Source organism: Domibacillus sp. A3M-37, from assembly GCF_024213455.1.
Taxonomy (GTDB): domain Bacteria; phylum Bacillota; class Bacilli; order Bacillales; family Domibacillaceae; genus Domibacillus; species Domibacillus tundrae.
Genome location: NZ_JANAVL010000006.1, coordinates 163,004 through 177,377, shown reverse-complemented (window position 1 = coordinate 177,377; position 14,374 = coordinate 163,004). Strand labels below are relative to the sequence as shown.

General features: G+C 38.2%; 10 protein-coding genes and 1 pseudogene. 8 read left to right on the top strand and 3 right to left on the bottom strand.

Annotated elements, in window-relative coordinates; all coding sequences use genetic code 11:
* Positions 1 to 11 precede the first annotated feature (11 nt).
* From rlmH to NLX67_RS11750, 7 genes are all read left to right on the top strand, one after another.
* Positions 12 to 491, top strand: a complete 480-nt coding sequence (gene rlmH, locus NLX67_RS11780; RefSeq protein ID WP_046180618.1) for a 23S rRNA (pseudouridine(1915)-N(3))-methyltransferase RlmH — start codon at positions 12 to 14, stop codon at positions 489 to 491.
* A gap of 283 nt (positions 492 to 774) precedes the next feature.
* Positions 775 to 1,773, top strand: coding sequence for a sugar-binding protein (locus tag NLX67_RS11775; RefSeq protein ID WP_254311874.1), 999 nt, complete (start codon positions 775 to 777; stop codon positions 1,771 to 1,773).
* Positions 1,773 to 3,194 (top strand): sensor histidine kinase, encoded by a 1,422-nt coding sequence (locus tag NLX67_RS11770; RefSeq protein ID WP_254311873.1) that lies wholly within the window; start codon positions 1,773 to 1,775, stop codon positions 3,192 to 3,194. Before NLX67_RS11775 ends, NLX67_RS11770 begins: the two co-directional genes overlap by 1 nt.
* Before the next feature lie 18 nt (positions 3,195 to 3,212).
* On the top strand, positions 3,213 to 4,781 hold the full coding sequence (locus tag NLX67_RS11765) for a response regulator (RefSeq protein WP_254311872.1): 1,569 nt from the start codon (positions 3,213 to 3,215) through the stop codon (positions 4,779 to 4,781).
* 308 nt (positions 4,782 to 5,089) lie between these two features.
* Positions 5,090 to 6,184 (top strand): D-xylose ABC transporter substrate-binding protein, encoded by a 1,095-nt coding sequence (gene xylF / locus NLX67_RS11760; RefSeq protein ID WP_254311871.1) that lies wholly within the window; start codon positions 5,090 to 5,092, stop codon positions 6,182 to 6,184.
* Positions 6,185 to 6,357: 173 nt separating this feature from the next.
* The gene (locus NLX67_RS11755) at positions 6,358 to 7,881 is read left to right on the top strand and encodes a xylose ABC transporter ATP-binding protein (protein WP_254311870.1); all 1,524 of its coding nucleotides are present in this window, start codon (positions 6,358 to 6,360) and stop codon (positions 7,879 to 7,881) included.
* The gene (locus NLX67_RS11750) at positions 7,874 to 9,037 is read left to right on the top strand and encodes a sugar ABC transporter permease (RefSeq protein ID WP_254311869.1); all 1,164 of its coding nucleotides are present in this window, start codon (positions 7,874 to 7,876) and stop codon (positions 9,035 to 9,037) included. Before NLX67_RS11755 ends, NLX67_RS11750 begins: the two co-directional genes overlap by 8 nt.
* Before the next feature lie 662 nt (positions 9,038 to 9,699).
* Here the strand turns inward: NLX67_RS11750 and NLX67_RS11745 are convergent.
* Genes NLX67_RS11745 through NLX67_RS11735 form a run of 3 tightly spaced genes read right to left on the bottom strand, consistent with a single transcriptional unit; the run spans position 9,700 to position 13,401 of the window.
* Positions 9,700 to 10,803, bottom strand: coding sequence for a Ger(x)C family spore germination protein (locus tag NLX67_RS11745; RefSeq protein WP_254311868.1), 1,104 nt, complete (start codon positions 10,801 to 10,803; stop codon positions 9,700 to 9,702).
* Between the two features lie 5 nt (positions 10,804 to 10,808).
* Positions 10,809 to 11,921: a GerAB/ArcD/ProY family transporter gene (locus tag NLX67_RS11740; RefSeq protein ID WP_254311867.1), complete on the bottom strand. Its 1,113-nt coding sequence runs from the start codon at positions 11,919 to 11,921 to the stop codon at positions 10,809 to 10,811.
* 4 nt (positions 11,922 to 11,925) lie between these two features.
* Entirely contained in the window at positions 11,926 to 13,401 is a 1,476-nt protein-coding gene (locus NLX67_RS11735; RefSeq protein ID WP_254311866.1) for a spore germination protein, read from the bottom strand.
* Positions 13,402 to 13,745: 344 nt separating this feature from the next.
* On the opposite strand from NLX67_RS11735, the pseudogene NLX67_RS11730 reads away from it, so the two are divergent.
* A pseudogene (locus NLX67_RS11730) lies at positions 13,746 to 14,098 on the top strand (DUF4317 family protein); the annotation flags it as partial.
* Positions 14,099 to 14,374: the final 276 nt, after the last annotated feature.

Sequence of the window (14,374 nt, the reverse complement as noted above, 5' to 3'; positions counted from 1 at the left end):
GAGGTTTAATTGTGAATATCTCGATTATAACAGTCGGTAAATTAAAAGAAAAGTACTTAAAACAAGGCATCGATGAATATATTAAAAGACTATCCGCGTACGCCAAAATCGACATCATCGAAGTACCGGATGAAAAAGCGCCGGAAATCCTAAGTGAGGCCGAAATGAAGCAGGTAAAAGAAAAAGAAGGAGAACGGATCTTAGCCAAAATCAATCCGGACGCACACGTCATTGCACTCGCTATCAACGGCAAAATGAAATCATCCGAGCAGCTCGCCGCCGACATCGACAATCTCGCTACATACGGCAAAAGCAAAATCGCCTTTGTGATCGGCGGTTCGCTTGGGTTAAGTGACACCGTACTGAAGCGTGCGGATGAAAAGCTGTCTTTCTCGCCTATGACATTTCCACACCAGCTGATGAGGCTGATCTTGGTAGAGCAGGTGTATCGGAGTTTCCGGATTAACCGGGGGGAACCCTACCATAAGTAGAGGCAGTTTTTTTGCATTAATCCCTTAAATTTTACCATAAAGAATTACTGACAGTAAAACAGCACTCCAGCAAGCCCTATCCAGAGTCAGTTGGATAAGGCTTTTTTTAATCCTTTAAATCTTTTAATAAGGTAAATATTTCTAATCCAGGAAACATAATAGCGACCTTTTTAAGTTATAAAGCAGGATTCCATTTTCCAAAAAAACACATTTTATTATTGTATTAGAGTATTTTTAATATTATGATATTAAAAATACTAGGTTCCTTTTTTAGGAGGACAGCATGAATCGAAGATCGTTTTTTTATTTTCTCTTAATATTGTTGTTTATAACGGCATTAGGTTTCTCAGTTTATTTTTATAAACAAGTGCAGGCGATTGATCGAAAAATGGATAAAGTAATTTCTTCACAGACATCTCTGCCGAAGTACCATTTTATCTTGATTGGTGAGGAGATGAATCATGATTATTGGCGTTTAGTGGGAGAAGGCGCCAAGAAAACCGAGACAAAGCATGATGTTTTTGTTGAATATGAGGGGCCTATGCGTTCGAATCCGGATGAACAGCTTAAGCTTTTAGAGAAAGCAATTACAGCAAAAGTAGATGGGATTATTGTTCAGGCTCTTAACGACCAATTTACGCCAATGATTAATAAAGCTGTGAGTGTTGGGATTCCGGTTATCACGATTGATATGGACGCAAAGGAAAGCTCGCGTACCGCATATATTGGCACTGATAATTATTTAGCTGGACAATTAGCAGGAAAGGCTTTGGTAGAAGATACTGGCGGGAGGGCTGCCGTTGGGATTATCACAGCTAATTTTGATAATGTCGATCACCAGCAGCGGGTGAAAGGATTTAAGGATATTGTAGGTCAGTTTGAAGGAATCGAGATCGTAGCGATTGAAGAATCAAATGTTACAAGGGTTGACACAGAGCAAAAAGCGCACAAAATGCTCACCGAGTATCCAAACATTACAGCCTTTTATGGAACGAGTTCTTATAATGGAATGGGCATCGTTGCTGCAGCAAACTCATTGAAAAGGCAGGATGATATGTATGTGATTACCTTTGATACGATTGAGGAAAATATCCAATTGCTCGAAAAAGGAGCTATCGATGCGATTGTTGAACAACGTCCGTTTGAAATGGGCTACCTAAGCATTGAGCTTATGCTAGACATTGTTAAGGGAAAACCGATCGAAGACTTCTACTATACAGAATCATCGATTATCCGTAGATCAGAATACCCTTACAGGATTAGCAAAAGAGGTGGAGCGTGATGAACAAAATTCGCACAAAATTGCTGATTTATTTTGCTGCGATCCTTTTATTAATTATCGCTTTATTTTTTATTCGTGATCAAAGCAACCAAAAAGTGATCGAGCTTTATAATGAGAATGTTGAGCCTTCCTTGCTTTTAAATGAGATCACGAAAAAGACAAATCAGACGTTTCAGTCGCTGCAAATTTACGTCTATGAGCCTTTACCGGAAAACCTATCATTGTATCAAGAAGAGAAGCAGCAGCTGATCCAGCTGCAAAAAGAGTTTAAGGAAAAAGAATTAGCAGGAATCCCAAGCCTAAACTTTTTAAATACAATGTCCAGTTTTCTTGAACATTTAGATGAAACCGTGGAAGGTGTAGAACAGCAAGATATCCAGCAATATTCGAACCATTTAAATGAAGCAGAAAAAACAGCCAGTTATATTCATGAAAACTCACTTGACTTAATTAATAAGAAACTCACAGACTATCGAGAGTTATCCTTGCTGATCGATAAAAAGATTAAGAATACGCAAAAGATGGGGACAGCAATCATTCTCTCTATTATTATTCTCAGTATTCTATTTGCCCTCTGGTTTTCTAATGGAATCACACGAACGATTGAACGGCTCACCTGGGCGGCAAAGGAAATTTCAGCCGGGCGTTTTTCTGGAGAGGATGTTGTTGTTTCAAGAAAGGACGAGCTTTGGTTTTTAACGAAGACATTTAATGAAATGAAAAAGAATATTCTCGAATCGGTTAGTGAGATCGAAGAAAAGGCAAGGCTTGCCCAATTGCTGAAAGAGATGGAATTAAAAAGCTTACAAAATCAGATTAATCCACATTTCCTTTTTAATACATTGAACACGATTTCAAAACTGTCGTATATCGAAGGCGCAGAACGGACAAGCGACTTAATATCATCGGTATCTGCTCTGCTTCGCTATAATATCGGCAATCTCGATCGCCAGACGACAATAAAGGATGAAGTGGAAATTGTAAAAGAGTACTTTTTTATTCAAAAAACACGATTTGGTGACCGCGTGGAGTTTCTGCAAAACGTGGATCCTGCCTGTTTGTCAACGCCGATCCCTTGCCTAACGCTTCAGCCGCTCATTGAGAATGCCTTTATGCATGGAATTGAAAATATGGCTGGTGGTGCGAAACTTGAATTGCACATTTACGAAGACAAAGCAATGGTTTTTATTGATGTAAAGGATAATGGCGCAGGAATGGATCAGGCAACGATTGATCGATTATTGAATTCGAGTAATGCAGAAAAGGGATCTGTATCTAAAAAAGGGTCAGGTCATTCAACTGGAATCGGCATGAGAAATGTGATGGATCGTCTCAGATTATTCAATAATGATAGTGAGATTAACATTTCCTCAAGCCTTGGGAAAGGGACAATCGTGAGTATTCAGCTAAACAAATGCTAAAGGAGAAGGGGGAACTATATGTTAAAGATCATGCTTGTGGAAGATGAACCGCTTGAAAGAGAAGGCCTCAAACTTATGCTTAGTAAAAATCGTTCTAATTTTGACATCATTGCCGAGGCACAAAATGGAATGCAAGCAGTCGAACTTGCTTTGACCCATAAGCCGGATTTAATTTTTATGGATATCAAAATGCCGGAAATTGATGGACTCGAAGTGATTAAGAGGATATCTCCTGAACTTCCGAACACTAGATATATTATGGTGTCGGCTTTTGATACGTTTGACTATGCCCGTAAAGCGATGAAATTTGGGATTAAGGAATATTTGTTAAAACCAAGCAGAGTTTCCGAGGTATTAGAAGCATTTGATCGGATGGCAGTTGAAATCGAGGCTGAAAAACAGACAGTGATCGAAAAAAAGCAAATCAATCGTCGCCTTGAAAGAGTCAGTTCCTTTATCGAAATGGAATTTATTGTTTCGTTAATCATGGATCATGTTCACGAATTCAATCAGGATGACTGGGGTGAATGGCTGGACCTTGAAGATAAGCAAGGATTCGTGGCTGTCTTTTCGTTTGAATCAGACAGCCTATATCAAGGTCGTGAGGAAAAAAGCCGGTGGTATCGAAGCCTGAAAAGAGCGTTGCATGAACATAGTCTCCATTGTCTGGCAGGCCCATTAACAGGGTTCCAGGTTCCAGTCTTGGTACTATTCACTGAGCAAGGAAAAACAGATCATGAAATAAAACAAGACTTTGCACGGTCAATCATTCATTATGTCCAAAATCACCTCGAACACTGCCGCCTATATGCTGGGGTTGGCATGGCTGTATCGGATGTCAAATCCTTTTCCAATTCTTATAAGGAAGCGATCTATGCGCTGGAACTGGTGCATAGCCACTCAGGCGCAGCTTATATGGCCTACAGCGACCGGTTGAAACAGAAGCGCAAAGAGTTAATTCCGTTTGAGATTGAAAAAGAGTTAGTTGACGCTGTTAAGCGGGGCGATATGCAAAAAGGATTGCACATGTTTGAATCCTATTTTCAATCGATCCAGCAGGCATCAGATTATCAGGTAAGAATCATCCACAAGGCGATGGAGGATTTCTTTCTCGTGTTAACCCGTTCTGTCAAAGAGCTCGGCTTTGATGAGGATATACCGGTGAGTCTGGGACAAATCGAAACAGCGATGCAGATCAAAGAAACAGCCAAAGCCCTGCTCGTATTTATTATCGAGCGTTTAGGGGAGTGGCGGATGAACGGGATGAGATCGCTGCTTTTAAAAGCGAAAGAATATATTGACAAACATTATCATACATCGATCTCTCTTGAAGAGGTAGCCGAGCAAATTGGGATTAGCACCTATTATTTAAGCAGGCTATTTAAAGAGCGGTTTCAAGTGACTTTTATCGATTATTTGAAGAACACTAGATTGCAAAAGGCAAAAGAGCTCCTGCGCGATGGCACAATGCCATTAAAAGAAATCACATTGAATATTGGCTATAAAGATCCCAATTATTTCAGCAGGTTTTTTAAAAAAGAAATTGGAATCAGCCCGCGGGAATATCGAAATAATTACCATCAATAATTGAAAAGAATGAATGTACAAACCCGCAAATATTGTTAAGGGCACAAAGTTATGAGTAATTTTGACTTTTATAATTTTAGCGGGCACGGATGTTCTTATTTTGATTAAAATTACAGAATATTCACAAGAATGTCTAGATATTAGCAACAAAGTAAAGGTGAAAGGGCTTTCAAATTAGAGATATCATGATAATTTTAATATGTGAATTAGCTCTGATCGGCTAGTCATCAAAATATGAAAGCGTAATCGATGGAACTGGCGGCTGCGATTTCATAAAAAATTGAAAATATAAGGGGGCTTCACATCTAATGAGAAAGAGGAAAAGCTTTATTTCAGTTTTGGTTGGTTTACTCCTAGTGTTGATGCTTGCAGCTTGCGGACAGGACGCAGGTAATGAAAATAATGGCAGTGGCTCTGAAAAGGAGGGGAAAGGCAATGATGATAAGCTTAAGGTCGGCCTGTCCGTTTCGGATTTAACATTAGAACGCTGGCAGCATGACCGTGACTTCTTTGTTGCAAAAGCAGAAGAATTAGGCGCAGAAGTATTGGTACAATCTGCAAACGGGGATGAAGCAAAGCAATTATCTCAAATCCAGAATATGTTATCTCAAGATATTGACGCACTAGTAATTATTGCGATTAACTCAGATGCATTATCTACGGTGGTCGATCAAGCGAAGGCAGAAGGAATTCCTGTTTTAGCGTATGACCGCCTGATCAATGGCACCGATATTGATGCATATGTATCGTTTGACAATGTTCGCGTTGGTGAAATGCAAGCGGAATATTTAGTGGAGCAAGTACCATCTGGAAAGTATTTCCTAATGGGTGGTTCTCCAACAGATAACAATGCGAAGATGTTTAGAGAAGGGCAAATGAACATAATTCAACCGCTTGTGGATAGTGGAGATATTGAAACCGTCGGTGATCAGTGGGCTAAAAACTGGGATGCAAACGAAGCACTTAAAATTATGGAAAACGCTTTAACAGCAAATAAAAATGATATTGATGCGGTAGTTGCATCAAATGACAGTACTGCTGGCGGTGCAATTCAAGCATTGGATGCACAGGGACTTGCAGGTAAAGTAGTCATTTCTGGACAAGATGCTGACTTGGCTGCTGTACAGCGAATTGCCGAAGGTACTCAAACGATGACAGTCTACAAACCAATCAAGAACATTGCTGAAAAGAGTGCAGAAGTAGCTGTTCAATTGGCAAAAGGGGAAACTCCAACTACTGATTCAACTGTTAACAATGGCAAGATCGATGTGCCATTCATAAAATTGGATCCAATTAAGGTAGGTAAAGAAAACCTTGTTGATACGGTTATCAAGGATGGATTCCACTCTTATGACGATGTTTATAAGAATGTACCTGAAAGCGACCGTCCAGCACGTCCATAACGCTATCAAAAACAGGGGCTCATCGGGCAAGGATCGGTTTCCTTGCTCCCCCTTTTTCTATTTATCTAAAAATATAATTATGGCTATCTATTAGCCCCCTAAATGATGTCACAGTTGATGTATTACGCTCATCTTTACAAAATTGAGTTCCGAATAGGTGGTGACAAGCTAGAATGGATACGTATGCGCTACAAATGAAAGGGATCGTGAAAGAATTTCCAGGTGTTAGAGCTTTAGATAATGTTACATTTTCGGTGCGCAAGGGGGAAATCCATGCTCTATGTGGTGAAAATGGTGCTGGAAAGTCAACGTTGATGAAAATACTGAGTGGAGTATATCCAAACGGTACATATGATGGAGAAATTATTATTAATGGCCAAAAGGTTGAATTTAAAACCATAAAAGAATCTCAGGATGCAGGTGTTGGGATTATCTATCAGGAGCTTGCGTTAGTAGAGGAAATGACTGTCGCTGAGAACTTATTTTTAGGTCATGATTTAATGCGAGAAAGAGTCATTAATTGGAACAAGATTTATGCAGAAGCACAGAAATCCCTCAAACATATCGGCTTGAACATTGATCCACAAACAAAAGTCGGCGATTTAACAGTTGGGAAGCAGCAATTAATCGAAATTGCAAAAGCATTAACGAAAAAAACAGATATTCTTATTTTGGATGAGCCAACAGCCGCTTTAACGGAAAGTGATGTTGAGGTTCTCGTGGGCTTGTTGAATGAACTGCGTACGAAAGGTGTTACATGTATTTATATTTCTCATAAATTAGGAGAGGTAATGGCTCTTGCCGATTCGGTTACGATTTTACGAGATGGTCGAACCATCAGTACTGAACCAATTGAAGAATTAACGGAACAAAAAATTGTCTCAAAAATGGTTGGACGCGAGCTCACTGAGTTATTTCCATATGAACCGCACCTGATTAGTTCAGAAAGCATAATGGAAGTAAGAGATTACTCCGTTTTTGATGATAATGGGAAACAGTTGATTAAGAATGCTTCGTTTTCATTGAAAAAAGGTGAAATCCTCGGTATTTCCGGATTAATGGGGGCGGGCCGCTCAGAATTGTTCATCAGCCTGTTCGGTGGTCTTAAAGGAAAGAAGACAGGAACTGTCTTGATTGATGGAAAAGAGACAATGATCAACAAACCACAAGATGCGATAAAAGAAGGCCTGGCTTACGTATCAGAGGACCGCAAGCGTTATGGCCTCGTGCTGGGAATGGACATAACGAAGAATACCACCCTAGCTGCTTTAAATAAGGTAATGAAATTAAAAATTATTGATGACGCACTAGAAGTGAAGAATGCTGGAGAACTGACTGGAAAAATGAAACTGAAAGCGCCTAACCTGGAGGCGAAGGTTGGCCAGCTGAGTGGTGGAAACCAGCAGAAGGTGGTTCTTGGCAAATGGCTAATGACAAATCCGAAAGTGTTAATCCTGGACGAACCAACAAGAGGAATTGATGTAGGAGCTAAATACGAGATTTATAAGATTATCAATGAACTTGTAAGCGAAGGCGTTGGAATTGTCATTATATCCTCAGAACTTCCAGAGGTTTTGGGAATGTCAGACCGAGTGCTTGTCATGTCAGAAGGCTCCATTACCGGAGAGTTCTTGAGAGAAGAAGCAACACAAGAGAAAATCATGATATGTGCAACAGGAGGGAAGAAACATGGCTAAAACGGCAGCAGCTGAAGGGAAAGCACAGGGAAACAGAGGGGTAAGTTTTAAGTTTGACCTTCAAGCGTACACTCTTATTATTGCACTAGTTTTAATCGCAGTTATTTTCAGTGTTTTTACGGGTGGAGAATTTTTATCTTCGCGCAATATTTCCAATTTAATTATACAAATGTCTGTTATTGCAGTTCTTGCAATTGGGATGACTTTAGTTATCGTTGCTGGTCATATTGATTTATCCGTAGGATCATTGGTTGGATTAACAGGCGGGATTGCAGCCATTCTGCAAGTGTGGCATGGTTGGGGAACTTTTTCAGTTGTGATTGCAGGGGTTGTGATTGGAGCGATCCTTGGATTATGGCAAGGCTGGTGGGTTGCTTACCGGGCTGTTCCTGCTTTCATCGTAACCCTTGGAGGAATGCTTATCTTCCGCGGGATCTTAATCGGTTTAAGTAAAGGACAAACAGTTGCACCGATGGAGGACAGTTTTAAACAAATCGGCAACAGTTATTTCCCTTATATTCCAGGGTATATTTTAGCAGTAATCAGCATTGGATTATTGGTTTTCTGGACGCTTCAAAATCGAAAAAAGCGTAAGCATTTGGGCCTTATGCTTCCTGCTGCAACTCTTGATTTTGGCAAGGTTGGAATCTATGCATTCTTTATTCTTTTAACAACCTATATGTTAAACCGGTATTTGGGAATTCCGGTTCCATTTTTAATTGTAGTTTTATTTGCAGCAGTCTTTATCTTTATTTCGAATAAAACGGCGTTTGGACGTTCGATCTATGCGCTTGGAGGAAACCAAGAAGCTGCAGCATTGTCCGGAATTAATATTAAACGCAATACGCTTTGGGTATTTATTACGATGGGCAGTCTTGCTGGTGTTGCCGGTGTCCTGTTAACGAGCAGGCTGAATGCTGCCACTGTCAGTGCCGGAAATATGTATGAGCTCGATGCAATTGCAGCTTGTGTTATCGGAGGAACGAGCTTAGTCGGTGGCCGAGGGAAAATTATCGGTGCTCTAATTGGCGCCCTGATTATGGCAAGTATCGATAACGGTATGAGCATGATGAATATTCAGGCATTTTGGCAGTATATCGTTAAAGGTTTAATCCTAATCGTAGCAGTATGGATTGATATTTCGAGTAAGAAGTAGTAGAAGAGTAGATCATCATCTAAGATTTTACATCGTAAGACCCTAAGTTAATGAAAAAAAGGATATGCCTTGAACGAACATTATCCTTGTTTAATATTTTTATATAAGGAGAGATAAACAAAATGGGCAGCATACAAGATACAACCCAGAGAACCGTACCATAAGTAAATGAGGTTTTTAAATAAAGTTCAGGAGAAATTATTATATTAACTATTGGACAAATCCATCAAAAAAATTATTTTACAGGGAAAAAAGTATTTTATGAATATACGTCAGAAAAATATTATGATACCCATATAGAACGAAAAGATAATGGTTGGAATTTCTCTTTAACTGAAGAAAGATTTACAGTTCCTTTTGAAAAAAAATTTATTTGGCGGAGTTTAATGAAGAAGAAGCTGCTGTTATAGTAATACAACATATGGAGTGGATTATTGGTAGCAAACAAACGGTAAAAGAAAAGCCGCAGACATTTTGGAGGAAAGCCAGGCGGATGTGATGAAAACATGGTCACTTCCCATGTTTTCGACCACAACGCTCGCTTGTGTTGTTGTATAATTATGACAGAAATTACACAAAGCGATAAATTTTAAACAAAAGGCCCTAGAATCTAACGATTCTAGGGCCTTTTGTTTACGTTATGAGTTATTCGATAGGGAAAATTAAAGGTTTTGCCTTTTTGAATTTGCATCCGTCAAAGGATCGATATTAACATTGTATTTTATTTTAATGTCCATCTTCTCAAACATTTCACTCCATTTTTTTTCTTCCATTGGTTTTGAGAATGGTCTTTTTGTTTGTATGCCAAGCTGTAATGGATCCACTTTCAATTCTTGCATCTTTTTAACTAGTTCATGTGTTTGTTTTTCAAGATGGGTTTCGATATCTTTTTTCATGTTTTCTAACTCCTTTGGGTCAAATAATTGCTTATCTCCCCGGTATTCCTCAATCCTAGTGTCTATATTCACGGTATAGGTCATTGTAGAATAGCTGCTATCGATATCTACTATTATTTTAGATCTAACATGACCCAGTACAATTTCAAATTTTTGAATCGGTAAAACGGCTAAGTAGTGATCGTTGTTTATCAGCTGGAAGATACGATCATCTAAAGATGAAATAGTTTCAACTAGCTTGTCATCTTGAAACAAGGCTGTACCTTCATAGTTGACCCCATCCTCTTCTAATTTGAATACAGGCAAGAAAGGATCTGAATAAGGAGTATAGAGCAAATTTTTAAATTCATGAAGATTAACGACAGTTAATTCTCCTTGGTTTTTTTCCTCATAATGCTTCAGCATTCGGTAAAACGAGTAATCAAAGTTTTCATCTTTGTCCAATTGACTTTCCAAGTATTCATCAAAATCTCCTTTTACGATAACTAAATAAATTCTCGAAGAAATATCCGGATCAGTCAATAATACATTTATAATGGACATAATCCCGTCTTTTCCAAGTTCATCACTAATTACCAGCATCCGCATTTGTCCGGATTTCATTTCCTGGTAGAAGTTTAAGTTGTACTTCTGTACGCCCTCCTTTAATAAGCTGACTTCTTGCGACATAACAAACTTATTTTCTTTACTTAGAGGAGGCATAATTGTACTGACTTTTAATTTCCCTTTATCCCCCTTACTAATTGACAAAAAGGTAATGGGAGAAATTTCTTCAATGAGGTTATTTTCGGTAAAAGGGGCACAGCCAGATAACCAAAAAGTCATAAAAAGGAGTATCAATCTTTTACATATCTTTTTATGTAGACGCATGTTTTTTAACCCCCTCTTTTTTTCATTACTAAAACAATAACAAGTGGAACAAGAAAATAGCTTATGCTTCCAGCTATAATTTGAAGATTAAGTAAAAAGTTCTGCTTCTCCCAAGACTTCCAAAATAATTCATTCACAAGAACCATTCCGATAAAAACAAGGAATACACTGAATAACAAACCTTTTCCACTGGACGGCTTGCTCATTTTACCAAAAGCTATTTTAGATGCTCCATAAAACAATAGTAGAAATAGAGAAACTGCAAAAACCAGGTTAAATAATTCAAAGGAAAGCAGGATCATATCAATTCGTTCAAACACTGGGTTTTGAAGATAACGGGCCATATTAACAATTGGATATTGACTTTTACTTAAAAAATTGGAACCGAAATAAAGTAGGGATGCTATAAATAGGAATACATACTCTACAACGGTGAGAGCGTTGCCGTAAGACAAATAGCGAAAGGTTTTATTATTTGTTTTAAGCCATGGTCCCAAAAATACCAGAAATTCCGGACCGGAATAGGAAGATAAAATTAAAAAAAAGGCTTTCCAATTTTCTACTTTCCACTCCATTGGAATAAGTGGATACAAATCACTGAGTTGAGCTATTGGAGGAAAGAAGAAAAAAACGAAAAATGTGATTGTCCAAAATGTACAGAAAAAAGCAATCAACACAAAACGAATGGTATGTTCAACGCCCTTACCTGCGACATAAAAACAGAACAACAAAATAAAAAAGACAAGAAAATTTGTATCTGTTGCTGGAAACATAAATGTTTGAACAATTTCGCTGTATCCTAACGTTATGACGGAAAGTTTAAGTAGAATAAAGAACAACCCGATGAAAGAGAGAAATCGCACCAATTTTTTTCCAAATAATTGGACGAATCCATTATATCCATTGCTAGATAAACGGGTTAAAAGCCACTTCGATAAAAGAAGAAGGTTTAGTTGGGATAATATCCCGACAGCTATAAGCACCCAAATCATATATGGATTGATCAAGATATTTGGCATAATCAGAAAAAAGTATAGCATTTGGAGGCGATTTACTAACAACATGGCATAGAACCCATTATAGGTTTCATTCTTTTTAAATAATTGGTGGGTTTCCATCAAGTCATCTCCTAATTTTATATCTCTTCAGTTTTAGAGGTTTAAGATGCTCTGGACGCTCCAACATTTTAACTAATGGCCCTCGAATGAATAAGTCAATCCAATCCTTTCTAAAGAAAGGGGAAACTGGTGAAAAATAGGGTTGCTTGATTGAAGACAAGCTATTAAGATGGGCTAAAATAGCAATGCTTCCTAGTGCAATCCCAATTAACCCAAGTAAAGAAGAAAAAACAAGAAACATCAATTGAATTAATGAATTTGCTTTTGTCATAAGGTAGTTGGGAGTAAGAAAGGAAGATATCGTCGAGATCCCAACCAAGACAATTAATACTTTGCTAGCGAATCCAGCCTCAACAGCCGCTTGACCAATCACAATACCACCAATAACCCCAAGTGTTTGACCTGTTTTTGTAGGCATTCTTAAACTTGCTTCTTTTATGATTTCAATAAAAATTAACATGATAAATGCTTCCCAAAAAGGAGTGAAAGGAAGCTTGCTCCTTGAGTCGACCAAGACCAGAAGTGTTTGTATAGGAATCATTTGATAGTGATGAGTTGTCAATGCCACATAGAAAGGAATCAATGTGATTGACAGAATAAAACAGACATATCGGATGATGCGCAAAAAACTGGCAACTACCCATCGATTAATATAGTCCTCGGGTGATTGGAACAAATGGAAAAAAGTAATGGGTGCAACAAGAGCAAATGGTGTATTGTCTACTAGAAGGGTGATCTTTCCTAATCCCAGAGAATAAGCAACTACATCAGGCCGGTCAGTTTGCTGAAACTGAGGAAAAATACTGTTTTGATGTTCCTCCATGAATGCCGCAACTTGAGAGGAGTCAAAGAAGAGATCAAAATTAATTTCAGAAATCTTCTCTTTGACTGTTGAAACAAAATCTGGATTAGTCAGCCCCTCTATGTACATTAAAACAACACTTGTCTCACTCATAGAACCGACAGAAAACTTCTCTGCTTTCAGTTCATGTATGGGGAGTCGTCTTCGAATAAGCGTAATATTGTGTTCTACTTGTTCACTAAAGCTGTCTTTTGCTCCGAACAGGATGGTTTCTGTTTCGGAAGTTTCAATGGCACGTCCAATAGGATTTTTTAATGGCACAGCTAACCAAAGGTTTTGCGAAGAATCAAATAACAAAACGGACCCTGAAAACAACTGTTTTTTTGCCTCTATAAAAATAGAAATGGGAATAATTGAGGAATTCACAATGCAATCTTGAATAGACGGTTTGGAACAATCAGTTAAAGGTTTTATAATGCTTTCATTTAATTTTTCTTGGTCAATGAGAGTTCGTATGTAAACAAGATGAATTTTTCGAATATCGGAAATGTCAATTTCCACAAATTCTGCATCGTCCATTTGAACGAGGCTTTTTTTCAGAGCTTCTATCGATAATTCTGATTCAGCTATTGATTGAGCAACAAGCTTATTTTTAATTTGTTTTTTTTTCCAAAACATGTACATCCCACCCCTCTTATTGAGAAAAAACATTTCTAGTCGTACTTAAAAATTCCATGTTCATACACATTATTAGCAATTTAATTTTAAAATATACAAAACATGTAGAGGTGCATAACGACCCAAGAGGAACAAAGGCAATCCATAATAGATAGGCCTTCTTCATCTTAAAGATTGTTATAATAAAGAAGTGTCAAAAGCTAACTGTAGCTTTGGATGCTCTTTTTTTGTCCAAAACACGAATCTTACTAGCTAGGGAGTTAAAATTAGAGATGAATAACAAAGGTATAGCAGAGATTCGAAAACAATTTAAGTTGGATAACGATTTACTGAAAATAGTGGTGGAAGAAGAGAGTACTCCTACTTTGGATACTAAAGAGATTGAACGTGTGCTGAAGGCGAGCGGCGTAAAAGATGTGAATACGGAAAAAGCGGAAAGGGCATTTCAGCAGGTGGTTGAAGACAAAACGTATGAAATGAAAGCAAGCCATATCGTTCCGAGTCCAAGTACATTAAGATCAGCACAAAAGTAGTGAATATTGCGATCAGCCCTCAAGACTTGAGATATGTCAAACAGGTCAATTACAATGGCAAACGCTGTCTATTGATCGAGGTGGAAGAAGACACGATGATTGAAGGATTTAAGCTGCTTCTGGAAGAGCTGTTGAAGAGAGAGATTGGGGGAACCTTACCATAAGTAACAGCGAAAATTAGATGGTGACGGTTCGCTGGTAACCGCAAACCAAAGCCTTCATCCTTGCAAGAAGCTGGATTAAGGCCTTGGTTTTTGTGTGTTCCTAGGAACTTGTGGACGGACTTCTCACCTTTTATCCGCTTTCAAATAACTCATAACTATCATATAATAGTAGATAGTTTAATCTATAAGTAATTGTAATACACTATGATATGGTTATAATTGAGACAGAAAAGGTGTGTGACTAGGTCGTGCCTTAGCTTGGTGTGACGCCTAATC